The 22,582-nt window shown below is 74.2% G+C and carries 21 protein-coding genes; 11 read left to right on the forward strand and 10 right to left on the reverse strand.

The window, feature by feature from the left end; genetic code table 11:
* Positions 1-112 precede the first annotated feature (112 nt).
* Entirely contained in the window at positions 113-1,285 is a 1,173-nt protein-coding gene (locus ABT023_RS00070) for a thiolase family protein (protein WP_350879984.1), read from the reverse strand.
* Positions 1,286-1,400: 115 nt separating this feature from the next.
* Here ABT023_RS00070 and ABT023_RS00075 point away from each other — a divergent pair, with 115 nt between their 5' ends.
* Positions 1,401-1,850, forward strand: a complete 450-nt coding sequence (locus ABT023_RS00075; RefSeq protein ID WP_350879986.1) for a PH domain-containing protein — start codon at positions 1,401-1,403, stop codon at positions 1,848-1,850.
* A gap of 30 nt (positions 1,851-1,880) precedes the next feature.
* Here the strand turns inward: ABT023_RS00075 and ABT023_RS00080 are convergent, their stop codons facing one another.
* Together ABT023_RS00080 and ABT023_RS00085 are read right to left on the reverse strand one after the other, a co-directional pair.
* Positions 1,881-2,792 carry a rhomboid family intramembrane serine protease gene (locus ABT023_RS00080; RefSeq protein ID WP_350879988.1) on the reverse strand — a complete coding sequence of 304 codons (912 nt, stop codon included), beginning with the start codon at positions 2,790-2,792 and terminating at the stop codon, positions 1,881-1,883.
* Between the two features lie 65 nt (positions 2,793-2,857).
* Positions 2,858-3,388 (reverse strand): peptidylprolyl isomerase, encoded by a 531-nt coding sequence (locus ABT023_RS00085; protein WP_350879990.1) that lies wholly within the window; start codon positions 3,386-3,388, stop codon positions 2,858-2,860.
* Positions 3,389-3,472: 84 nt separating this feature from the next.
* Between ABT023_RS00085 and ABT023_RS00090 the strand changes: the two genes are divergently transcribed.
* Positions 3,473-4,312, forward strand: coding sequence for a hypothetical protein (locus ABT023_RS00090; protein ID WP_350879992.1), 840 nt, complete (start codon positions 3,473-3,475; stop codon positions 4,310-4,312).
* A 120-nt stretch (positions 4,313-4,432) separates the two neighbouring features.
* Here ABT023_RS00090 and corA read toward each other — a convergent pair whose 3' ends face one another.
* Together corA and ABT023_RS00100 are read right to left on the reverse strand one after the other, a co-directional pair.
* Complete coding sequence (gene corA, locus ABT023_RS00095) at positions 4,433-5,575, reverse strand: magnesium/cobalt transporter CorA (protein ID WP_350879994.1); 1,143 nt, start codon at positions 5,573-5,575, stop codon at positions 4,433-4,435.
* A gap of 374 nt (positions 5,576-5,949) precedes the next feature.
* Positions 5,950-7,044, reverse strand: a complete 1,095-nt coding sequence (locus tag ABT023_RS00100) for an aminotransferase-like domain-containing protein (RefSeq protein ID WP_350879996.1) — start codon at positions 7,042-7,044, stop codon at positions 5,950-5,952.
* Between the two features lie 238 nt (positions 7,045-7,282).
* Between ABT023_RS00100 and ABT023_RS00105 the strand changes: the two genes are divergently transcribed.
* Together ABT023_RS00105 and ABT023_RS00110 are read left to right on the forward strand one after the other, a co-directional pair.
* Positions 7,283-8,113, forward strand: coding sequence for a 3'(2'),5'-bisphosphate nucleotidase CysQ (locus ABT023_RS00105; protein WP_350879997.1), 831 nt, complete (start codon positions 7,283-7,285; stop codon positions 8,111-8,113).
* Between the two features lie 79 nt (positions 8,114-8,192).
* Positions 8,193-9,326: a glycoside hydrolase family 26 protein gene (locus ABT023_RS00110; RefSeq protein ID WP_350879999.1), complete on the forward strand. Its 1,134-nt coding sequence runs from the start codon at positions 8,193-8,195 to the stop codon at positions 9,324-9,326.
* A gap of 3 nt (positions 9,327-9,329) precedes the next feature.
* Here the strand turns inward: ABT023_RS00110 and ABT023_RS00115 are convergent, their stop codons facing one another.
* Genes ABT023_RS00115 through ABT023_RS00130 form a run of 4 tightly spaced genes read right to left on the reverse strand, consistent with a single transcriptional unit; the run spans position 9,330 to position 12,236 of the window.
* Entirely contained in the window at positions 9,330-10,253 is a 924-nt protein-coding gene (locus ABT023_RS00115; protein WP_350880001.1) for a glycosyltransferase family 2 protein, read from the reverse strand.
* Complete coding sequence (locus ABT023_RS00120; RefSeq protein ID WP_502890557.1) at positions 10,250-11,215, reverse strand: sulfotransferase family protein; 966 nt, start codon at positions 11,213-11,215, stop codon at positions 10,250-10,252. The genes ABT023_RS00115 and ABT023_RS00120 overlap by 4 nt, the downstream gene beginning before the upstream one ends.
* Positions 11,203-11,739, reverse strand: coding sequence for a glycosyltransferase (locus ABT023_RS00125; protein ID WP_350880591.1), 537 nt, complete (start codon positions 11,737-11,739; stop codon positions 11,203-11,205). The genes ABT023_RS00120 and ABT023_RS00125 overlap by 13 nt, the downstream gene beginning before the upstream one ends.
* A gap of 56 nt (positions 11,740-11,795) precedes the next feature.
* The gene (locus ABT023_RS00130; protein ID WP_350880005.1) at positions 11,796-12,236 is read right to left on the reverse strand and encodes a UDP-N-acetylglucosamine--LPS N-acetylglucosamine transferase; all 441 of its coding nucleotides are present in this window, start codon (positions 12,234-12,236) and stop codon (positions 11,796-11,798) included.
* Positions 12,237-12,485: 249 nt separating this feature from the next.
* On the opposite strand from ABT023_RS00130, the gene ABT023_RS00135 reads away from it, so the two are divergent.
* Positions 12,486-13,454, forward strand: coding sequence for a sulfotransferase (locus ABT023_RS00135; RefSeq protein WP_350880007.1), 969 nt, complete (start codon positions 12,486-12,488; stop codon positions 13,452-13,454).
* Between the two features lie 44 nt (positions 13,455-13,498).
* Here ABT023_RS00135 and ABT023_RS00140 read toward each other — a convergent pair whose 3' ends face one another.
* Positions 13,499-14,428 carry a core-2/I-branching beta-1,6-N-acetylglucosaminyltransferase family protein gene (locus ABT023_RS00140; protein ID WP_350880009.1) on the reverse strand — a complete coding sequence of 310 codons (930 nt, stop codon included), beginning with the start codon at positions 14,426-14,428 and terminating at the stop codon, positions 13,499-13,501.
* Between the two features lie 204 nt (positions 14,429-14,632).
* Between ABT023_RS00140 and ABT023_RS00145 the strand changes: the two genes are divergently transcribed.
* The 6 genes from ABT023_RS00145 to ABT023_RS00170 are packed head-to-tail and all read left to right on the forward strand — an operon-like array spanning position 14,633 to position 22,568.
* Entirely contained in the window at positions 14,633-16,486 is a 1,854-nt protein-coding gene (locus ABT023_RS00145) for a lipopolysaccharide biosynthesis protein (protein WP_350880010.1), read from the forward strand.
* Entirely contained in the window at positions 16,483-17,475 is a 993-nt protein-coding gene (locus ABT023_RS00150) for a DUF3048 domain-containing protein (protein WP_350880012.1), read from the forward strand. The genes ABT023_RS00145 and ABT023_RS00150 overlap by 4 nt, the downstream gene beginning before the upstream one ends.
* A complete protein-coding gene (locus tag ABT023_RS00155) occupies positions 17,472-18,959 on the forward strand; it encodes an O-antigen ligase family protein (RefSeq protein WP_350880014.1) in 1,488 nt (495 codons plus the stop codon). The genes ABT023_RS00150 and ABT023_RS00155 overlap by 4 nt, the downstream gene beginning before the upstream one ends.
* A complete protein-coding gene (locus ABT023_RS00160; protein WP_350880016.1) occupies positions 18,959-20,188 on the forward strand; it encodes a hypothetical protein in 1,230 nt (409 codons plus the stop codon). The genes ABT023_RS00155 and ABT023_RS00160 overlap by 1 nt, the downstream gene beginning before the upstream one ends.
* Complete coding sequence (locus ABT023_RS00165; protein ID WP_350880018.1) at positions 20,185-21,045, forward strand: sulfotransferase; 861 nt, start codon at positions 20,185-20,187, stop codon at positions 21,043-21,045. Before ABT023_RS00160 ends, ABT023_RS00165 begins: the two co-directional genes overlap by 4 nt.
* On the forward strand, positions 21,033-22,568 hold the full coding sequence (locus ABT023_RS00170) for a lipopolysaccharide biosynthesis protein (RefSeq protein ID WP_350880020.1): 1,536 nt from the start codon (positions 21,033-21,035) through the stop codon (positions 22,566-22,568). The genes ABT023_RS00165 and ABT023_RS00170 overlap by 13 nt, the downstream gene beginning before the upstream one ends.
* The last annotated feature ends 14 nt before the right edge of the window (positions 22,569-22,582 follow it).

Consider the following 22,582-nt stretch of genomic DNA (forward strand, 5'->3'; position numbering starts at 1 on the left):
CGCTGGTCGGACCAGTCGGCGGGCGGCGTCGGGGAGTCGGTCCCGGTGGGTAGACCAGGAGCCGCGCCGGCGCGGGGCGAGGAGTTTTCCGCCGCCCCGGCCGGCTGGGCGGTCAGAGCAGCTCGACGATGGTGGCGTTGGCCATGCCGCCGCCCTCACACATGGTCTGCAGGCCGTAGCGGATGCCGTTGTCCCGCATGTGCTGGAGCATCGTGGTCATGATCCGGGCTCCGGAGGCGCCGAGCGGGTGGCCCAGGGCGATCGCCCCGCCGCGCGGGTTCAGCCGCTCCGGGTCGGCCTCCGTCTCGGCCAGCCAGGCCAGCGGGACCGGGGCGAACGCCTCGTTCACCTCGTACACGCCGATCTCCTCGATGCCCAGCCCCGCGCGGCGCAGCGCCTTCGCGGTGGCCGGGATGGGGGCGGTGAGCATGGCGACCGGGTCGTCGGCGGCGACCACGGCGGTGTGCACCCGGGCCAACGGGCGCAGGCCGTGCCGGCCGGCCCACTCGGAGGTGGTGACGGCGAGCGCGGCGGCGCCGTCGGAGATCTGGGACGCCGAGCCGGCGGTGACCACACCGTCGGACCGGAACGGGGTCTTCAGCTCGCCGAGCTTCGCCGGCGTGGTGTCCCGGCGGATGCCCTCGTCGGCGGCGAACTTGCCGCCGTCGGGCAGGACCACCGGGGCCAGCTCCGGATCGAACGCCCCGGCGTCCTGCGCGACGGCGGCCTTCTCGTGGCTGGCCAGGGCGAACTCGTCGAGCTGGGCGCGGGAGAAGCGCCAGCGGGCGGCGATCAGCTCGGCGCCGACGCCCTGGTTGAACGGCAGCGGGGAGTCCTCGGCGAAGCCCTCGACCCCCCGGTAGCGGTCGCGGATCCGGTCGCTGAACGGTGCGGCGTCGCCGACGCTGGAGCCCATCGGCACCCGGGTCATCGACTCGACGCCGCCGGCCACCACCAGCTCGGCCTGGCCGGACGCGACGGTGGCAGCGGCGAAGTGCAGGGCCTGCTGGCTGGACCCGCACTGCCGGTCCAGCGTGGTGCCGGGCACCGACTCCGGCCAGCCGGCGGCGAGTACGCCGTTGCGGGCGACGTTCCAGGACTGTTCGCCGACCTGGGACACGCAGCCCCAGACGACGTCGTCGACCTGCTCGGGGTCGATCCCGGTGCGCTCGGCCAGGGCGCGCAGCACGTGGGCCGAGAGGTCGACCGGATGCACGGTGGCCAGGCTGCCCTTGCGCCGCCCGACCGGGGTCCGTACCGCACCGACGATGACCGCGTCACTCATGTTTACTCCCCGGTAACCTGGCGGGCCTCGATACTACGTCCTGTCCCGGCCGGCCGTCCCCCGCACCGGCCGATGGCGGCAGGCCGAGGCGGTCCCGGCAGGGCATGCTGTACGCATGCGGCCAGAGCGGATCCCGGAGTCGTCGACGGCGGAGCGGCAGTGGCGGGTGCCGGCCTCGGTGCCGGTGGTCAAGCTGATCGGCGCGGCGGCGCTGGTCGGGCTCGGGCTGCTCCTCGCCGAGGGCGACCGGGTGCGGCTGGTGCTGGCCGCGGCGGCCGCCGTCGGGCTGGCCGGTTGGGCGGCGCGCGACCTGCTGGTGCCGGTGCGGCTCGCCGTCGACCCGGCGGGGATCACGGTGATCCGGGGCCTCGCCGGCCGACGCCGGCTCGCCTGGGACACCGTCGAGGCGATCACCGTGGACCGTGGACCCCGGCGGGGGCTGTCCACCGAGATCCTGGAGATCGACGCGGGCGACTCGCTGCACCTGTTCGGCCGGTACGACCTGGACGCCCCGCCCGGCGAGGTGGCCGAGGCCCTGCGCGCCGCCCACGGCGAGGCCCACTGACGTCACGCAACGGGCCGGCCGCGTCGGGGATCAGCCCGTGAGCGTCGCCGTGCGGACCACCGCGAGCCCGATCAGCGCCACCAGCACCAGCACGGCGCCGGCGGCCTGGAACAGCCCGCGCCGGGACCGGGGCGCGTACGCCAGCAGCAGGGCCAGCACCCCGCCGGTCACCAGCCCGCCGAGGTGGCCGGGGATGGAGATGCCCGGCACGGTCAGGGTGAAGACCAGGTTGATCACCAGGACCGGGAGCACCGAGGAGATGCTCCGCCCCATCCGGCGTTCGATCACGATCAACGCGGCGAACAGGCCGAAGACCGCGGTGGACGCCCCGGCCGTGGTGGAGTTCTCGGCGCTGAACAGGTAGGCGGCCACGTTCCCGCCGAGCCCGGCGACCAGGTAGAGGGAGAGGAACCGCAGCGGCCCGAGGTTGGCCTCCAGCGACCGGCCGAGCACCCAGAGCGCCCACATGTTCAGCAGCAGGTGGATCACGCCGTAGTGCAGGAACATCGCGGTGACCAGCCGGTACCACTCGCCCTGGGCGATGCCGTGCACGCTGCCGTCGGGGAAGAGGGCCTGGCCGAGCACCGAGCCCCAGTCGGTCAGCGGCGTGCTGCCGCCCATCAGGCCGCCGAAGCCGGAGCCGCCCGCCACCGCGTCCCCGCCCCGGTCGGAGGCGATGGACAGGACCATGAGCAGCACGTTCAGCGCGATCAGGGTCTTCGTGACGTAGCCGTGGCGGCCGACGGTACCGCCGCCGAAGGCGGTACGCGTCGGCCGCACGCTACGGCGTCCCTCGTCCACGCACTCGGGGCACTGGTGCCCGACCGAGGCGTCCCGCATGCAGTCCGGGCAGATCGGCCGGTCGCAGCGGGTGCACCGGACGTACGTCTCCCGGCCGGGGTGCCGGTAGCAGACCGGGGTGGTCGGTGGGGACTCACTCACGGCCGCTGCCTCCCGGTGCCGGCGGGGCGCTCAGTCATGCGAGCAAAGGTACCTCGCCACCCCGGTCAGGCCGGGGTGCGCTCGATCTCGACGCGCTCGATGACGACGTCGGAGACCGGGCGGTCGCTCGGGCCGGTCGGGGTGCTGGCGATCGAGTCGACGACCTTCGCCGACGCCTCGTCGGCCACCTGGCCGAAGATGGTGTGCCGGTTGGTCAGGTGCGGGGTCGGCCCCACGGTGATGAAGAACTGCGAGCCGTTGGTGCCCGGCCCGGCGTTCGCCATGGCGAGCAGGTAGGGCCGGTCGAAGCGCAGCTCGGGGTGAAACTCGTCACCGAACTTGTAGCCCGGGCCGCCGCGACCGGTGCCGGTCGGGTCACCCATCTGGATCATGAAACCGCTGATCACCCGGTGCGAGATCGTGCCGTCGTAGTACGGGCCGTTGCCCGGCTGACCCGTACGCGGGTCGGTGTATTCCTTGTTGCCCTCGGCCAGGTCGACGAAGTTGCGGACCGTCTTCGGCGCGTGGTTGGGAAAGAGCTCCAGCCGGATCGGGCCAGCGTTGGTGTGCAAGGTGGCGTAGACAGCCTCGGCCACGGGTACTCCTCAGTCGTTGGTCAGTTCCATGCGGATCCTCCCATGTGCCCGATCTGGCAGTGCGGAGGCATCCGAAGGTGGAGGATGACGGAGGAACAACTCCCAGGAGGTGGGACCGTGTTTGGAATCGGGCGGCGAAAGACCCAGGGGCAGCGAGCCAAGGTCGAACTGAACCAGGGCATCGGTCACCTGAAGCAGGCCGCCACGTACGCGGCGAGGGGCGCCGGCGCCACGGTCGGCCCGCGGGTCCAGGCGGCCCGAGGCGCGGTCGCGCCGACCGCCCTCGTGGTGCGGGACCGGGCGTCGAGCGGTCTCGCGTCGACGGTCGCGGCCCTCGCGCCGCTGGCCCTGGCCGTCCGCAACGCCCAGGCCGAGGCGGCCGGCAAGGCTGTCGCCGGCAAGAAGGCCGCCGCCGGGCGGCAGGCCGCGCTGAGCAAGAAGGTCAAGGCGAAGAGCCTGAAGGTCACGCGGAGGAAGCAGAAGAAGTCGTCGCGCGGCACGATGGTCGGCCTGCTGGCCGCCGGCACGGTCGCCGGCCTGGCCGGCGCGATGGCCATGCGCCGCCGCCGTGAGCAGCAGGAGTGGACCGAGTACGCCCCGGCCCGCACCCTGGAGCCGGCCCGCGACGAGGTGGACACCCTGATCGTGGAGACCCCGTCGGCGAACGGCGCGAAGGTGGCCGACTCGTCCACCATGTCCGGTGGCTCGCCGGCGGCCGGCGGGCCGACCGGGGCCGGCAGCTCGGCGGTGGCCGGCGGCGACAGCGCCTCCACCAGCACCCTCGACACCCAGCCGGTGATCCACCCGAACGACAAGGTGCCCTCGGTCGCCGAGGGCGCCCGGGACGTCTCCGGCCGTCCCGCCGACGACCTCACCACGGCCCTCGGCAAGGAGAACACCGCGCGGTCCGGCGGCCGGCGCTGACCCCTTCGGGCCATCGCCCGCGGCGCGGAGACGACCCCTGTCGTCCCGCGCCGCGGGCGTTCCAGGGCACCTGTCCGTCGCAGCCGGGCCGGGCCGAATGACGGGTGACGGGCGTCGGGCTCAGAGCCAGCCGTTGCGGCGGAACCAGCGGTACAGGGACAGCGAGACGACCAGCATCAGGGCGAGCACGACCGGGTAGCCGTACGTCATCCTCAGCTCCGGCATGTTCACGAAGTTCATGCCGTAGATGCCGGCGATCGCGGTCCAGACCGCGGCGATACCGGCCCACGCAGCGATCTTGCGCATGTCGTTGTTCTGGTCGACCGTGACCTGGGCCAGCCGCGCCTGGAGGATCGAGTTGAGCAGGTCGTCGTACGAGTTGACCTGCTCGACGGTGCGGCTGAGGTGGTCCTGCACGTCCCGGAAGTAGCGCCGCACCTCCTGCGGGACCTCCCGGTTGACCTGGGCGGTGAGGGTCATCAACGGCCGTTGCAACGGCGCCACCGCCCGCTTGAACTCGACCAACTCCCGCTTCATCTGGTAGATCCGCTGGATCCGGCCGCTGCTCTGCCGGTCGAAGACGTCGGCCTCCAACACGTCCAGGTCGTCCTCCAACCGGTCGGCCACCTCCAGGTAGAGGTCGACCACCCGGTCGGTGATCGCGTACGCGACGGCCCAGGGGCCGTGCTCCAGCAGCTCGTGCCTGGCCTCCAGGTCGGCGCGGACCGGAGCGAGCCGGCAGGCGTCACCGTGCCGGACGCTGATCACGAAGTTCGGGCCGATGAACAGCATCACCTGCCCGGTCTCGACGACCTCCGAGTTCTCGGTCAGCTCGTCGTGCTCGCAGTACCGGGCGGTGCGCAGCACCAGGAAGGTGACCTCGCCGAAGCGTTCGAGCTTGGGCCGCTGCTGGGCCTTGACCGCATCCTCGACGGCCAGCTCGTGCAGGCCGAAGGTATCGGCGATCGCGGACATCTCGGCCAGGTCGGGTTCGTGCAGGCCGACCCAGACGAACCCGCGCTCGCGGCGGGCCGCGGCCAGCGCCTCCGCGTAGTGCCACTCGCCGGGCTGCCGGCTGCCGTCGACGTAGAGCCCGCAGTCCATCACCGCGCTGCGCCCCGGCCCGACGGGCTCGGGGACGCGCTGGCCGTCGTCGGGGTTGAGGATCCGGGTCATCGCCCGCACCGGGGCCCAGGCCCGTGGCTTGATCACCCGCCCACCGTCCGGCGACGTGGCCCGGCTCCGCTCCGCCCGGTCCGACATGGCGACCCCCTCCCCACGCTGTCGCGGCAGCCGCACGCCGTCGCGGGTTGCAGGGTACGCCCGCGGCCGACGCCGACCGGCCGGCGTCGGCCGCCGCCTCAGCAGGTGGCGGACGGGTGCCCCGGGCGCGGAGTCGGGAGGGCGCCGGGGCGGGCCGTGCCGCGTCAGGGGGGTGAGGGACGACACGGCCCACCCGGCGCCCTTGGGGGCGGGGGTTCTGCTGCGCGCACCACCGGTCGGGTGGCCGGGGCCCGCATCGGGGCAGGTCGGCCGGGAGACGTGAGTGGTGCTCGCAGCATTGTGGGCCGCGAACCGGCCGGGCGGCAGACCCGACCCGGCCGGCACCGCGCTTCTGTCAGGAATCCGACAGATGGTCAGCCTCGGACGGCCGCCACCGCCTCCGCGAGACGACGAACACCCTCGTCGATCTGATCGACGGTGACCGCCGAGAACGCCAGCCGCAACGCGTGCTGCCCGCCGTCGAGCACGAAGTCGCTGCCCTTGACCACCGCGACGCCCCGCTCGGCCGCCGCCGGGGCGAGCCGGTCCACCAGCACGTCCTCCGGCAGCTCCACCCAGAGGAAGTAACCGCCGTCCGGCTCCACGAACCGGGCCTCGGGAAGGTGCCGGCGCAGCGACTCGGCGAGCACCCGGGCCCGCTCGCCCAGCGCGGTGCTGACCGTCTCGATCGAGCGGGTGATGTCGCCGGAGACGCAGAACTGGTGCACGATCGCCTCGGACACCATGCCGGGCGAGATGTAGAGGCTGGTCGCCTTCTTCGCGATGTCGGCGATCAGGTCCGCCGCCCCGATCAGGTAGCCGACCCGCACCCCCGGGCAGACCGTCTTGGTGAAGCTGGAGGCGTGCACCACCACACCCCGGGTGTCCAGCGAGAGCATCGACGGCAGCGGCTCGCCCCGGAACCGGATGTCGGCGTACGGGTCGTCCTCGAAGATGACGAAGCCGTGCTCGGCCGCCAGGTCGAGCAGCTCCCGCCGCTTCTCCAGCGACAGCGTGACCCCGGCCGGGTTCTGGTAGTTGGGGATGACGTGCGCGAGCTTCGGGCGGACCCCGGACTCCAGCAGCTTGCGCAGCTCGGCGATGTCCAGGCCGTCCGGCTGGATCGTCACGCCGTGGATCTCGCCGCCCATCCGCTGGAGGTTGAGCAGCGTCCGGTCGTACGTCGGGCGCTCGACCACAACCGCGTCGCCGGGGCGGACCAGGTGGTCGAACAGGAAAGCGTCGGCCTGGAGCGAACCGTTGGTGACCAGCACCTGGTCGGCCTCGACGCCGTGCTTCTCGGCGATCCACTTCCGCAGGGGCGGGTAGCCGACGGAGGTGCCGTAGGCCGTTACCCCGGCAGGGTCGGCGTCGAAGGCACGGACGGCGGCGGCCTTGAGCCCCTCGACATCGACGATGTCCAGCGAAGGAGCCCCACGGGCGAAGGAGATCAGCTGCTCGGCGGTCATGCGGACGAGCCTAGGGCCTGGCCCCGGCGATCCGACCGGCATACACGCCAAGTTCAACATGCGGGCAGCGGACGGACGGCGGAACGGCCGAGGCGGAAGCGGCCGAAGGTACGCGACACTCAGGTGTCGATTATCGGACCGGTCCCTGGCCGCGCCCCCGCGACCGCCGAAGGATGGGCGTCCGCGCGGCGCCGACGGATGGCACCGGCACCGGCACCGGAGGAGTGGTGAGTTTCACGTGACCGAGGACGGTACGGGTCGGCTCGACGACCAGGCCTTCGCACAGTGGCTGGCCGGCGCGGCCGGCAGGGCGCTGACCGCGCTGCGCGCGGAGCAGGGCTTCGCCGACCCGGCGGCACTCAAGAACGCCGGCGACAAGGTCTCCCACGACCTGATGTCGACCGCCCTGGCCCGGTGGCGGCCCGCCGACGCGGTGCTCTCCGAGGAGCAGGCCGACAGCCGGCGCGCGTGGGCCGGCGACCCGGCCGCCGGGGCCCGTCCCGCGCGGCTGGAGGCGGACCGGGTGTGGATCATCGATCCGCTCGACGGCACCCGCGAGTTCTCCGAGTCCGGGCGCGACGACTGGGCGGTGCACGTGGCGCTCTGGCAGCGCTCGGCCGGACCGGACGGCGCGCTGGTGGCCGGCGCGGTCGGCATGCCGGCCCGTACCGCGCCGGACGGCACGCCGCTGGTCCTGGGCACCGCCGAGCCCGCCGTGCCCGCCGTGGCCGGGCCGCTGCGGATCGCGGTGAGCCGCAGCCGGCCGCCCGCGTTCGTGGGCGAACTGGTCGAGGGCATCGACGCCCGGGCGGTGCCGATGGGCTCGGCCGGGGTGAAGGTCTGCGCGGTGGTGACCGGCGAGGTCGACGCGTACGTGCACGCCGGGGGCCAGTACGAGTGGGACTCGGCGGCCCCGGTCGCGGTCGCCCTGGGCGCCGGCATGCACGCGTCCCGGATCGACGGCTCACCGCTGCGCTACAACCGGGACGACCCGCGCCTGCCGGACCTGCTGGTCTGCCGCCCGGAGCACGCGGAGTCCCTGCTGGCGGCCATCGACCGCCACCGTTGACCGACGGATCCGCCGCCCGGCGGGCGCGGTCGTGGTGCTCCCGCCCGGTCCCATCGACACCGCCGACCCGAGGAGGGTCATGAGCTCCGGCCCCACCACCGCACCCGCCCTGCCCCCCGCCCCGGCCGAACCCGGCGGCCCGCGCCGCCGGCTCGGCCGGTGGCTGCTGCTCCCGGTGGCCGCCGGCGCGGTGGCGCTGGGCACCACGGTCGCCCTGGCCACCAACGGGGACCTGCCCGGGCGGCCGGCACCGACGATCACCGACGCCGCGTCCGAGGGCGCGGGCCTCGGCCCGGCCGCCCCCGGCGCCCGGCCGACGCCGAGCGGGAACGAGGGCTTCGGCAAAAGCCCGAAGTCCGCCTCGCCGAGCCCGGGCGTCAGCGGCGGGACGGAGGCCGGCGCGTTACCGGGCGGCCGGAACACCCTCCCGGGGGCGAGCATCCACCTTCAGGGTGGGGAGAGCTTCGCCACCGGGCTGGCCCGGTCCGACCGCAGCTACGGCCCGCTGCGCATGGTCCGGGTCTTCTACCCCGGCATGCCGCCGGCCTGGTCCGGCAGCCGCGCCGACGTCGCCGACCGGACCGTGGTGGTCTCCTTCAAGGCGCCGCCCGGCGAGGTGGCCGCCGGCCGGCACGACTCCCGGCTCGCCAACTGGTTCCGCTCCGTCCCCCGCAACCTGGACGTCTACTGGTCGTACTTCCACGAGCCGGAGGACGACATCGCCCGGGGCTCGTACACCGCCGGGCAGTACCGGGCCGCGTGGCAGCGGCTCGCCGGCCTCGCCGACCGGGCCGGCAACGCCCGGCTGCGGGCCACGCTGATCCTGATGTGCTGGACGCTGAACCCGAACTCGAACCGCACCTTCGAGGACTACTGGCCGGGTGGCGACGCGATCGACGTGCTCGGCTGGGACTGCTACAACAGCGGTGGCAAGTTCAACCGGTACACCGACCCGGCGCAGGTCTTCACCCCGATGATCGCCAAGTCGAAGGCGCTGGGGAAGCCGTGGGGGCTCGCCGAGACCGGCAGCGTCCGGATCGCCGGGGACAGCGGCGCGGGGCGGGCCGACTGGATCCGGGCGATGAGCCGGTACCTCGACGGCCAGCGCCCGCTGTGGGTGGCCTACTACGACTACCAGGTCGCCGGGGGCGACTTCCGGCTCACCGACGCGCCCAGCCGGGACGCGTGGCGGGCCTGGTGCGCCGCCTCCTGACGCTCAGATCCCCCGGCCGCGTCTGTGCAACGTACGAAGGACGCGGTCGGGGTCGACGGCCCGGCTGGCCACGGCCAGGGCCAGGTACGCGCGCGGCTCCCGGGGGTTGCGGGCCAGCGTGCGCCGGGCCCAGCGGACCGCCTCGCCCCGGTTGCCCAGCGCCGCCTGGGCGAAGGCGATCTGCCCGCTGACCCGGGCCTCGCCGGCCGGCACGGTGGCGAACTCCGGGTACCGGCCGAGCAGCCACTGCAACGCCGTGGCGATGGTCTCCCAGCGCTGGGCGAAGTACGACTGCTTGTGCCAGCGCACCGTCACGTACGGCTCGACGATGTTCACCAGCGGGGCGTGCCGGGCGGCCCGGAGCAGGAACTCGTAGTCCTCCGCGTAGCTGCCCGGGATCTCCTCGTCGACCAGCCCGATCCCGTCGAGCAGCGCGTCCCGGCGGATCAGGAACGTCGACGGGTGCAGCTCGGTGTGCCGGTCCCGCAGCAGGGCGGCCAGCGGCACCCGGTCCACCGAGAGCACCCGGTCGACCGGGGGACGGCCGTCGTAGTCGACCCGGATGCCACAGCTCACGAACGCCCCGTCCGGGGCGGCACGCAGCGCGGCCACCTGCGCGGCGAGCTTGCCGGGCAGCCACTCGTCGTCGTCGTCGCAGAACGCCACCAGGTCGCCCGTGGCGGCCAGGACGCCCGTGTTGCGGTTGCCGGCCAGGCCCGGGGTGCGCTGGTTGACCAGCACGGTGATCCGGGGGTCGTCGGCCAGCGAACGGTCCGGCTCGGACTGGTCGTAGACGACCACCACGTCGACCGGGCCGGGGTATTCCTGGCCGAGGATCGCGTCGAGGGCCTTGCGCAGCAGCTCCGGGCGGTCCCGGGTGGGGACCACCGCGGTCACCGACGGGTGCTCGTTCAACGGCTCGGTCATGGTGCCTCCGTGGAGCCCGGGCGGCCGAGGCCGACGTATCCGTACCGCAGCCGCAGCGGCAGCGTCGCGACGCTCACCACCGCCCGGCTGCGCGAGGGCAGGGCCGTGCGCCAGGCATCGTCCTGCCGGACGCGCAGCGGCCCCGCGTTGAACCGCAGCGGGTTGCCGGCGATGCTGTGCGCACGGACCAGCGGCGTGGGCGACGGGTCGAGCACCCGCAGCGCGTCCGGGGTGTCCGCCAGGCCGGCGAAGCGGCGGACCCGGGAGACGGTGCCGCGCGGGTCGGCGGTGAAGTCCTCATAGCGCAGCCGGATCACCGGCGCCCGGGTGGCGAGCAGGTGGAACGCGGCGTTCTGCGCCGTCCACAGCTTGCTCACCGTGAACGGCGAGAAGGTCGGCATGTACGCCTCGGCGTCCACCACCTCGGGCCGGCGCACCTGCTTCGCCCACGAGTGGGCCACCGCCCGGCTGTCCCGGACCAGGTGCAGCACCCGCAGGTCGAGGTCGTCGGCCCAGCGCAGCGCGAACGCCGTCGAGGCGTGCTTGCTGGAGTCCACCACGAGCTGCGCCCCGGTCACCGCCATCGCGGCGGCGTAGATCCGGGTGTAGAGGTCGGCGTAGCGGCGCACCTCGGCCAGCTCGGCGTCGGGCAGGTCGCCCCGGGCCAGCCGGGGGATGTGCCGGGTCCGGTCGACGGTGGCCTTGAGCGCGAGCACGTCGTCGCGGTCGACGGCCGACCAGCCGCCGAACGCGTGCTCGCCGACCCGCTGCCAGAAGTCGCAGGCGGTGAACCGCTCCCCGCAGCCGCACCGCTCGTCGCCGCCGAGGGCCCGCTCCCACAGGTGGACCACCTCACCGACGGCGCAGACGTCGGGGTGCTGGGCGAGGATCAGCTCCAGCAGCGTGGAGCCGCTGCGGCCGAGGCCGCCGACGAACAGCACCCGGGCGTTCACCGCCACCACCTGCGCCGCCCCGGCTTCCGGCTGGTCCGGACCAGGTCCTCGACGATCCGACCCACCGCTGTGGCGGCGGCGACCCGGGGATCGGGCCGGCCCGGGTCGGCAGCCAGCGCGTACGCCTGCGGGTCGGCCACCCCCCGATCGAGGGCCGCGACCAGGTCGGCCTCGGACTCGGCCAGCCGGACCATCCCGGCCGCGCCGAGGCGGCGGGAGAAGAGCTGCTGGTGGTCGTCGACGTGCTCGTCCCGGGTCGGGTCCCGGGGCACCACGATCGGCAGGTGCCCGTGCCGGCGCGCCTCGGTGATGGTGGCCGGCCCGCCGTGGCAGACCACCAGGTCGGCCTCGGTCATCGCCCGCTGGAGCTCGTCGTGGGCCAGGAACGGAGCGGCATCGGGCAGCCGGGGCGCGCGGCTGCGCCCGTGCTGGACGACGAGGCGGACCTCGGGGGCGAGGGCGTCGCGGCCGGCGTGCCAGCGCTCCAGCCACTCGACCAGCCGGTCGAACCGGTGCACGTCGGTGCCGACCATGGCCAGCACGGTGCGCCGGGCTGGGGAATTGGTGCGCTGGCGGGGGATCGGCAGGCTCACAGCAGGTTTCCCACCACGGTCGCCTTCGGGTAGAGCCGGCGCTGTTCCTCCCACTGCACGAGCATCGCGGAGAGGAAGGGCCGGCACAGCCGGGCCGACAGCGTCGCGGTGTCGATCCGGTCGTACACCTCGATGTAGACGGTGGGGATGCGACGCAGCCGGGCCACCACCACGAACGGCACGGCGACCCCGGCGCCGGTGGTGACCACCGCGGCGACGTCCCGCCCGCGGAACACCCGGACGGCGAGCCACATGTTGCGGACCAGGTTCTTCACGTTGCGGGTGGTCGGGTGGTGCGCCCAGACCACGTCCTCGCCGTCGAGCAGCGACCGGGCGTCCGGGGTGTCGAACGTGACCCAGGAGTGGGCCCGGTCGCGATACCACGGTTGCAGCGCCACCAGCTGGGCGAGGTGCCCGCCGCTGGATCCGACGAGCATGACTTCACCAGACTCCACGTCACCCGCCTCCCACGGCCCCGGCCGAGCCCCGGGACACGCCCACGGGGGGCGGTCGACCGGACGGCGCGGCGCCGCAACAATGTATCGGCCACCCGGCCAGGAACATAAGTGGCTCTCACCATCATCGGACCTGTCGGATGGTTGGCTGCGGCCCTTTCGCCAGTGCCTCACTCCGCAGTCCCGTGCCTAGACTGCCTGCTGACAGCAACCCGGGCGAGAGGATGGCGGATGACCGACACGGCCGAGGCGGCGCAGGGCGGCGGCACCCGGGCGGTCACCGTCCTGTACGTCTGCGGGATGCCGCGCAGCGGCTCGACCCTGCTCGACCTGATGCTCGGCCAGTTCGTCGGGCACTGCGACGTCGGCGAGCTGTTCTACCTGTGGCAGTCCGGCGTCGAGCGGAACTTCCGCTGCGCCTGCGGGGAGCACTTCGACGCCTGCCCGTTCTGGGGCGAGGTCGGCCGGCGGGCGTACGGCGGGTGGGCCCAGGTCGACGTGGCCGAGGTGCGGGCGTTGCAACGCCGGGTCGACGCCACGGGAAAGCTGCCGCTGATCGTGAACTCCCGGATGTCCCCGGCGTTCCGGCGGGACCTGGACCGCTACATCGAGCTGCTGACGAAGCTCTACCGGGCGGTGGCCGACGTGTCCGGGGCGAAGGTTGTGGTGGACTCGACCAAGCGCCCCTCGCTGGCGTACATCCTGGCCCGGGCCCCGCAGATCGACCTGCGGCTGGTGCACGTGCTGCGCGACCCGCGCGGGGTCGCGTACTCCTGGAGCCAGGTCGTCGAGCTGCCCGAGGGCACCTCGACGAAGGGCCGGATGAACCAGCGCTCGGCCCGGCTGACCGCCCGGCGCTGGGTCACCGTCAACGCGATGGTGGCCGCGCTGGCCCGTCGTGGCGTCCCCCGGGTCACCGTCCGGTACGAGGACCTGGTCCGCGACCCGCGCGCCGAGCTGGGCCGGATCGCCGCGCTCACCGCCGACGTGACCGGCGTCGTGGACCCGTTGGAGTTCCTGCGGGACAACGAGTTCGAGCAGGCCGGCTCCCACGCGGTCGCCGGTGGCCGGATCCGGATGCGCAGCGGCCCCATCACCCTGGCGCTGGACGAGAAGTGGCGCCGGGAGTACGCCCCGGGCCACCGCCGGCTGGTCGGCGCGCTGACCTGGCCGCTGCGCCGCCGCTACGACTACCGCTGACCCGCCCGCCGGCCCCGGGCGTGGCACGCGCCCGGGCGGCGGGTTCAGGGGCGGGCGGCGGCCAGGTGGGCGTCCAGGGTGTCCAGCAGCTCCGGGGCGCGCTCGTAGTCGAACTTGCGGGCGAAGTGCGCCCCGCTGGCCAGCGCCCGGGGCAGGTCCTCGGCGGTCAGCGACTTCGGGTGGTTGAAGGTGCTGCCCCGGAAGTCGAAGTACCGCTTGCAGTCCGGCACCAGGTTGAACAGCCCGGGGCTGCACGCGATGGTCTGGAAGACGGCCTCCACCGGGGAGAGGCAGCGTCGGAAGTACGACACCACGTCCGGCCGCCGGTCGAAGTACTCCCGCAGGTACGCCACCACCGGCCAACTCAGCGAGGCGAACGCCGACCCGCCGTGCAGGCGCAGGTCGGGCCCGAACGGGGTGCGGGCCCGGCGGCCCACCGCCAGCCCGTACGACACGTGCACCCGGACCAGCGGCTGCACCCGGTTGACCGCCTGGATCGGGCGGAGCAGCTTCTTGCCCCGGGGGGTGAGCGGGAGCAGCCGGCGGTGCTGGAAGTGGTAGCGGGACCGGACCCGGCTGCTCGGCCAGTGGCTGTCCGGGCCGAACGCGTCCCAGTACTCCATGAACCCGTCCGCGCCCGAGTCGACCAGCTCCGCCTCGCACTCGCCGAGCGGCCGCAGGGGGTAGTCCTGACCGGTGATGTTCACCAGCCAGTCGACCTGCACCCCCTCGTCGTTCAGCCAGTCCACGGCAGCCATGTAGCGGTCCACATGACTGAAATCACCGTAGCCGCCCTCGTGGGTCTGCACGACGACGTCGGGCAGCGAGCGCAGCTCGGTGAGGTCCAGCGGGGGGCCGTTGACGTCGTGGCTGATGTGCACCACGCTGTCCGGGCTGTACCGCTTCACGGCGTGGACCAGCCGGTTCATCTGCTCGGGGGACCGGTGGCTCTGGATGTGGTAGCAAAACCGCACCCACCCATCCTGCCCCCCGAACCCGGCTGCGGAGAAGCGGACCTTCGTCGGCTTCCCCTCACTGCCCGGATCGGGGAGACTCAGGGTTCCGCCATGATGCCGCCCGCCGCGGCCGACTGACCGGTTCCGGTCCACAGGAAGCGACACAGCCCGATGCCCTCGCCTCACCACACCGATCTGCGCGACTCAGACGGTCCCACGCTGATGACCTACCTCGAGTGGCTGCGCCGCCGGTGGTGGATGCTCGTGGTGGCCGCGCTGCTGGGCGCGGGCGCCGGGATGTTGGTCAGCCAGGTGCAGACCCGCACGTACGTCTCGACGACTTCGCTGCTGGTCCGCCAGGTCGGCCAGGACGCCAACCCGGGCGCCAAGGTCAACCTGGACACCGAGGCCCAGGTGGTCCGCTCCCTGGTGGTGGCCGAACGGGCTCGGGCCCTGCTGAAGACGACCATCCCGCCGGAGGACCTGGCCCGCTCACTGTCGGTAACCGTGCCGCCGAACAGCCAGGTGCTCCAGATCGTGTACGAGGCGCAGAGCCCCGAGGCGGCGCAGGCCGGGTCGCACTCCTTCGCCCAGGCGTACCTGGACCTGCGGCTGGCCACCGCCACCCGGTCCCTGGAGAACGAGACGACCGCGCTCAAGCAGCAGATCGCCGAGACCAACAAGCAGCTCGCCGCAGTCGCCGGGAAGATCGCCGGGACCCCGTCCAACTCGGTCGAGCGGGCCCGCGCCGAGGCCGACCGGAACGTGCTGACCAACAATCTCGCCAGCCTCAACAGCCGGCTGAGCCCGCTGCTGAGCATCGCGCTCGACCCCGGCGAGATCATCTCCGACGCGGCGCTGCCCCGGAAGCCCAGCTCGCCGAACACCACCCTCAACCTCGCCAGCGGCCTCGGCGCCGGGCTGCTCTTCGGCATCGTGGTCGCCCTGGTGCTGGACCGGCTGGACACCCGGGTCCGGCGCGGCCGGGACGTGGCCGACCGGCTCGGCCTGTCGATGCTGCTGGAGCTGCCGCCCCGGCCGACGGGGCTGACCGTCCTGCCGGCGGCCCACGAGGTCGCCCGGGAGCTCGGCCGGCTGCGCAACGTGCTGTTGTCCACCATGCCTGAACCGCGGCCCGGGCGGGGCCGCCTGCTGCTGCTCACCGACACCTCCCGCGGCCCGGCCGCCGGCTTCGTCGTCGGCAACCTCGCCGCGGCGTACGCCCGCACCGGGGCCCAGGTCGCGGTGGTCACCACCAAGCCGGACTCCCCGCTGGCCGGGATGCTCGGCGACATCCGGCCCCGGCACACCCTCGCCGACGTGCTGCGCCACGACGTCTCGGCGCTCATCGCGCTGACCCCGGCCCCCGGCCTGAACCAGCTCCGGGTGCTGCTCCCGGGCAACCTCGACACCGAGGTGGAGCTGCCCGTCGCCACCATGCTGGAGATCCTCGCCGAGCTGGCCGCCCGTTTCGACCACGTGCTGATCGAGACGGCCCAGCCGACGGCGGCGGTGGAGGCGCAGGCGCTGGCCCGGCACGTGGACGGCGTGATCCTGGTGATCGAGGGCGGGCAGACCCGAAGCAGCGAGATCACCGCCGCGATGCAGCAGTTCGAGCAGGTCGACGCGCCGGTCCTCGGCGCGGTGCTGACCCCCCGCCTCGCCGACCGGGGCCCGACGGTCCGGCCGGCCCCGCCCACCACGCCGGCCCGCCGGGCGGGCCCGCCGTCGCCGCGCCCGCGGCCGACGCCCGCCGGGCGGCCCCAGCCGGGCACGCCGAACTTCGAGTCCACGATGATCCTGCCCCGTGCCGGCGCGGGTGCCCGGGACACCGCCGCACCGCACCGCACCGCACCGCCCGGCATGGCCAAGCCGGGCCAGGTCCCGCCCGGCATGGCCAAGCCGGGCCAGGTCCCGCCCGGCATGGCCAAGCCGGGCCAGGTCCCGCCGCCCGGGCCGCCGGGCCAGCAGAAGCCGAGCGGCAAGTCCACCGTCTACCGCTCCGCCCGGGACACCGACGGCCCCGACCCCGGCCGGTACTCGATGGCCCTCGACCCGTCCGAGGAGCGGGAGTGAACCGCCGGCGGGCGCTGGGCACTACGCTCGCGGCCGTGCTCGTCGCCGTGCTCGGCGCAGGCTGCGCCGAGGAACAGGCGCCCGGCGCGACGAACGTGGCGGAACCGGGTTCCCCGGCACCCCGGCCCAGCCCCACCCCGAGCCTGCCGGCCGCGCCGCTGTCCGGAAAGCCGGCCGCGGCAGCGACGGCCGCCCGCCAGGCCGTGGTGGTGCCGCTGCGGGTGACCGCCGGTACCAGCCCGGTTGGGCTGGCCGAGGCCGACCTGGTCTACCAGGAGTTCGCCGAGTCGGAGAGTTTGCACCTGACTGCGGTCTACCAGTCCCGGGACGCCGCCCGGGTGGGACCGGTCGCCGAGATCCGGCCGGTGGACATCCGCACGGTGGGCGTGCTGCAACCGTTCGTCGGCTACGCCGGCGGGCCCACCGGGTTCCTCCGCCAGTTCGAGGCGGCGGACCTGCCGGGGGTGACCCCGGCGCAACGCTCGGCCGCGTTCCCGTCCGGCCAGGCGTCCGTCGCCGCGCTGCGGCAGGCGGCCCCGAAGGGCGGCGCCGCGCCGACCCGCGTCCTCGACCACGCCGCCCCGGGGACCCCGCTGGCCAGCCAGGGCGTCACCCCGGCCGGCCGACTGACCGTCACCGCGCCCGGCCACCCCGCCCAGACCTGGGCGTACGACGCGGCCAGCTCGTCGTGGCGCGGCCGGGTCGGCAAGGCCACGGTGAGCGTCGCCGCGGTGGTCGTGCTGACGATGGAGTACCGCACCATCGACGTCCGCAAGCCCAGCCCCCGCTCGCTGCCCGGGGCGAACGTGTACGGGTCCGGGGCCGCGGTGGTGGTGTCCGGGCCGTCCAGCGCGAAGGCGCAGTGGAGCAAGCCCGGGCAGAAGATGGTCTGCAACGTCACCGACACGGCCGGCTACCAGGTCCGCCCGCAGCCCGGCCCGGCCTGGGTGATCTACGCCCCGAAGACCGCCAAGGTCAGCGTGACATGACCACGGCCGCCCCGCTCCGGCCCACCTCCGGGCCGGAGCCGGCACGAGCCGGACGCCGTCCGGCCGACCCGCCGGAGAGCCCGCCGGTCGGCACGGCCCGCCGCTGGTCGCTGCGGCTGCCCGCCGCCTGGCCGGTGACCGCGCTCTTCGTGCTGTACCCGCTGTGGTGGGCCCTCGGCCTGCCCTCGTTCATCTTCGCCATCCTGGCCGTCCCGATGGCCTTCCAGCTCTACCGGCGCGGCAACGTCAAGGTGCCGCCGGGCTTCGGGATCTGGCTGATCCTGCTGGCCTGGGTGGTGCTGTCCGGGCTGATGCTCGGCATCACCGCGCCCGACACGCTCGCCCCGAGCGGGTCCGGCCGGTACATCGGCTGGGGCATCCGGGTGATGAACTACACCGCGCTGACCGTGACGATGCTGTACGTGCTCAACCTCAGCGAGCGCGAGCTGCCCCGCAAGCGGCTGGTGAAGCTGTTCGGCTTCATGGCCGTGATCACCGTCATCGGTGGGTACGTCGGCGCGCTGTTTCCCCAGCTCAAGTTCGTCGCGCCGCTGAACTACATCCTCCCCGCCGCCATCGCCAAGGAACCGTTCGTCAACCGGCTGATGCACGTCGAGGTCGCCCAGGTGCAGGAGGTGCTCGCCGGGGAAGCCAGTTCGCCCCGCCCGGCCGCCCCCTTCGAGTACACCAACACCTGGGGCGAGAACATGGCCATCCTGCTGATCTGGTTCATCGTCGGCTGGGTGGTCCTCGGCCGGGGGCCGCGCAGGCTCACCGGGTACCTGGTGGTGGCCGCCGCCATCTTCCCGATCGTCTACTCGCTCAACCGGGGGCTGTGGATCGGCCTGGTGATCGGCGCGGTGTACGTGGCGGTGCGGATGGCGCTGCGCGGCCGGATCGTCGTCCTGGTCGGGTTGGCGCTGGCCACCGGCCTGGTCGGGGTGGCGGTGCTCGCCTCGCCGTTGGGCACCCTGCTCAACGAGCGAATGGCCAACGGGCACAGCGACGACATCCGGTCCACCCTGTCCAACGGGGCGGTGGCGGCGGCGAACCACTCGCCGGTGCTCGGCTACGGCGGCAACCGGGCGCTGATCGGCAGCAACCGGTCCATCGCGATCGGCAAGTCGGCCGACTGCAAGCAGTGCGGCAACCGGGAGCTGGGCAGCAACGGCCAGCTGTGGAACCTGCTGACCGGCCAGGGGTGGGTGGGCGCGTTCTGCTACAGCGCGTTCTTCCTCTGGTGCCTGTGGCGGTTCCGGCACGACCACACCCCGATCGGCATCGCCGGCAGCCTGGTGTTGATCCTGATGCTGTTCTTCCAGTTCCTCTACGGCTCGCTGAACACCACCCTGGCGTACGGGCTGATCAGCGTGGCGCTGCTCGCCCGCAACGACCTGCACCTGCGCGAGCTGCGCCGCGAGGCCCGGCTCGCCGCACCGGAGACGACTGGCCCGCGCGCGTGGCCGGAACGGCGGTCCCACTGATGCTCACCCCACCACCGGGCGCGGACGCGCGCGGCGCGTACCTGCCTGAGCTGGCCGGCGTGGTCTGGCCGGCGCCGGCCCGACCGGCGCTGCGGCGCGGCGGCCGGGCCGGGTTCGCGGTGGTGCCGTCGGCCGCGCGCCCCCGGCTGCTGGTCCCGGCCGGCTCCCGGCGGGCGGCGGCGGGCGCGGTCCGGCACTCCACCGAGGCGCAGGGGGCGAAGGCCCGGCTGCGCCGCGCGGTGCTGGCGGCGGCGTTCCGCACCGGGCTGGGCCGGCTCGCGTTCCGGGACCGGCTGGTGGTCGACGCCGCCGCCGACGCGCTCGACGCGCACCTCGCCGCCGTGCTGGGCCGGCCGGCGCTGCTGAGCATCCACATCGGCCCGGCCCGGGCCAACCGCAAGCCGGTGGTCCAGCTCCTCGACGCCGCCGGCGACCCCATCGGGTACGCCAAGCTCGGCGTCGACCCGCTCACCCGGGCCCTGGTCGACGCCGAGGCGGCGGCGCTGAGCCGGCTGGCGACGCTCGACCTGCCCGGAATCGCGGTGGCCGAGGTGCTGCACCACGGCACCTGGGGCGGGCACGCCCTGCTGGTGCAGAGCGCCCTGCCGGTGGGCCTGCCCCGGGCCGCCCCCGCGCGGGCCGCCGAGGCGGAGCGGGCCGCCATGGTCGCGGTGAGCCGCTGCGTCGGCGTCGACCGCCGGTCGTACGCCGAGAGCGCCCATGCCCGGCGACTCGCCGGCGAGCTGGCGGCGCTCGGCGACCGCCCGGAGGCGGCCCGGCTGCGCGCCGTGCTGGCCGAGGTCCGCCGCGCCGACCCGGTGCTCGACCTCGGCGCCTGGCACGGCGACTGGAACGGCGGCAACAGCGCCGCCCTGGCCGACGGCCGGGTGCTGGTCTGGGACTGGGAGCGGTTCGCCGACGACGTGCCGGTCGGCTTCGACGCCCTGCACCGTCGGGTGCAGACGGCGATCACCCGGGCCGGCGTGGAGCCGCGGGTGGCGGCCGGGCGGCTGATCGCCGACGCGGCCGGGCCGCTGGCTGAGTTCGGGCAGCCGGCCGGGGTGGCCGATCTGGTGGCGGTGCTCTACCTGGTCGAGCTGGCCGCGCGGTACCTGCGCGACCGGCAGGCCGAGGCGGGCGCCCGGCTGGGACACGTGGCCGCCTGGCTGTTGCCGGCGGTGGAGGATCACCTGGCCGGTCGGCCGGGCGCGGGAGGAGTGGCGAAGTGACGCTGGTAAAGGCACAGGCGCGGCGCGCGGTGCGGTCGGTGAGCCGGACGTACGGCCGGTGGACCGCGGGGTCGCGGCTCGCCCCCGACTTCCTCATCGTGGGCGCCCAGAGGTGCGGCACGACGTCGCTGTTCAAGACCCTCTCGCAGCACCCGGCGGTGCTGCCGGCGAACTACCACAAGGGCGTGCACTACTTCGACACCGGCTACGACCGGGGGATGGACTGGTACCTGGGTCACTTCCCGACGGTGCGCCGGGCCGAGGCGGTCCGGGAGCTGGCCGGGGTGCGCGGGGTGACCGGCGAGTCGAGCCCGTACTACATGTTCCACCCGCTGGCCGGCGAGCGGATCGCGCGGGACCTGCCGGACGTACGGCTGCTGGTGCTGCTGCGCGACCCGGTGGAGCGGGCGTACTCGGCGCACTCGCACGAGGCGGCCCGGGGCTTCGAGCCGGAGGGCTTCGAGCGCGCCCTGGAGCTGGAGGAGGAGCGGATCGCCGGGGAGCGGGAGCGGCTGCTCGCCGACCCGACCGCGCACAGCCACCACTACCAGCACAACGCCTACCTGACCCGGGGACGCTACGTCGAGCAGCTCGAACGGCTGGAGTCGATCTTCGGTCGGGATCGGCTGCACGTGGTCGACGCGGACGACTTCTTCGCCGACCCCCGGCCGTCGTTCGACGCGGTCTGCGACTTCCTCGGCCTGCCGCACTGGGCGGAGATCTCGTTCGGCAAGCACAACGCCCGGTCCCGCTCGCCCCTGGACCCGGCGCTGCGGGCCCGGCTGGAGGAGCACTTCGCCCCGTACGACGAGCGGTTGAGCGCCTGGTGGGGACGCGTGCCGTCGTGGCGACGGTAGCGCCGGCCCGGTCCCCGGGCGGCGAGCTGGGCGGGGCGGCACGGCACGGCGTGGCGAACCTGCTCGGGGTGGCCGTCGCGGCGGTCGCCGGGTTCGGCCTGAACATCGTCGTCACCCGGGCCTGGTCCATGGCGGACGCGGGCCTCTTCTTCGCCGCCACCAGCGCCTTCATGATCGCGTACGCGGCGGCCCGGCTGGGCACCGGCGTCGGCTCGGTCTACTTCCTCAGCCGCTACCGCACCCTCGGCCAGCCGGAACGCATCCGCGCGTCGGTGCTGGTCGGGCTGCTGCCGGTGGTGCTGTTCGGCACGCTGATCGCGCTGGCCGGCTGGTGGGCCGCCCCGCGGATCGTGGCGCTGACCTTCGACGAGCCGGTGCCCGGGGCGGTGCGGGCGCTGCGGGTGCTGCTGGTCTTCGTGCCGGTGGCCGCGCTCTGCGACTTCGCGCTGGCCGCCTGCCGGGGATTCGGCAAGATGCGCCCGCTGCTGCTGGTCGAGCGGCTCGGTCGGAGCGGGCTGCAACTGGTCGGGGTGGGCCTGGTCGCCCTGTTCGGTCTCTCCGCCACCACCGCCCTGCCGCTGGCCTGGGCGCTGCCCTACCTGCCCGCCGCTCTGCTCGGCACCGGGTGGCTGGCCCGGCTGGTCCGGCGGGCCGAGCGGGGCGCCCAGGTTCCGCCGGTGTCGCTGCGCGACGAGTTCTGGCCGTACTGGCGCTACAGCGGCCCCCGGGCGCTGAGCGGGCTGGCCCAGATGGCGGTGCAGCGGCTCGACATCGTGCTGCTCGGCGCGCTGCGCGGGTTGCCCGAGGCGGCGCTCTACACGGCGGCCACCCGGTTCCTGGCCCTCGGGCAACTCTCCGGGCAGGCGCTGTCCACCGCCGTGCAGCACCGGCTGGCCGAGCACCTCGTCCGCGACGACCGGGCCGCCGCCGGCCGGCTCTACCAGGCCGCCACGGGGTGGCTGGTGCTGCTGGCCTGGCCGGCGTACCTGCTCTTCGCGGTCTTCGCCGAGCCGATGCTGCACCTGTTCGGCGACGGGTACGCCGCCGGCCAGCGGGTGACCGTGTTCCTGGCGCTGAGCATGCTGGTGGCCACCGGCTGCGGCATGGTCGACACGGTGCTCAACATGGCCGGCCGGACGTCCTGGACGTTCTACAACGCGCTGGCCGGCACGGTCGTCAACGTGGTGCTCAACGTGCTGCTCATCCCGCGCTTCGGCATCATGGGGGCGGCGGTCGCCTGGTCGGCGTCCATCCTGATCACCAACCTGGTGCCGCTGGCCCAGCTGCACCACGCGTACCGGCTGCACCCGTTCGGCCGGGGCACGCTCGTCGCCGCCGGGCTGGCGGTGGCCTGCTTCGGGGTGCCGGCGCTGCTGGCCCGCACGGTGGCCGACGTCGGGCCGGTCACGCTGGCCGTGCTGGCGGTGCTCGGCGCCGCCGGGTACGCCGCCGGGGTGTGGCGGCTGCGCCGGGTGCTCCAACTCGACGCGCTGCGGGCGCTGCGCCGGGGTCGGCGGCGCTGAGGTCCCGGCCGCGG

It is taken from the genome of Micromonospora sp. NPDC002296, assembly GCF_040296145.1.
GTDB lineage: Bacteria > Actinomycetota > Actinomycetes > Mycobacteriales > Micromonosporaceae > Micromonospora.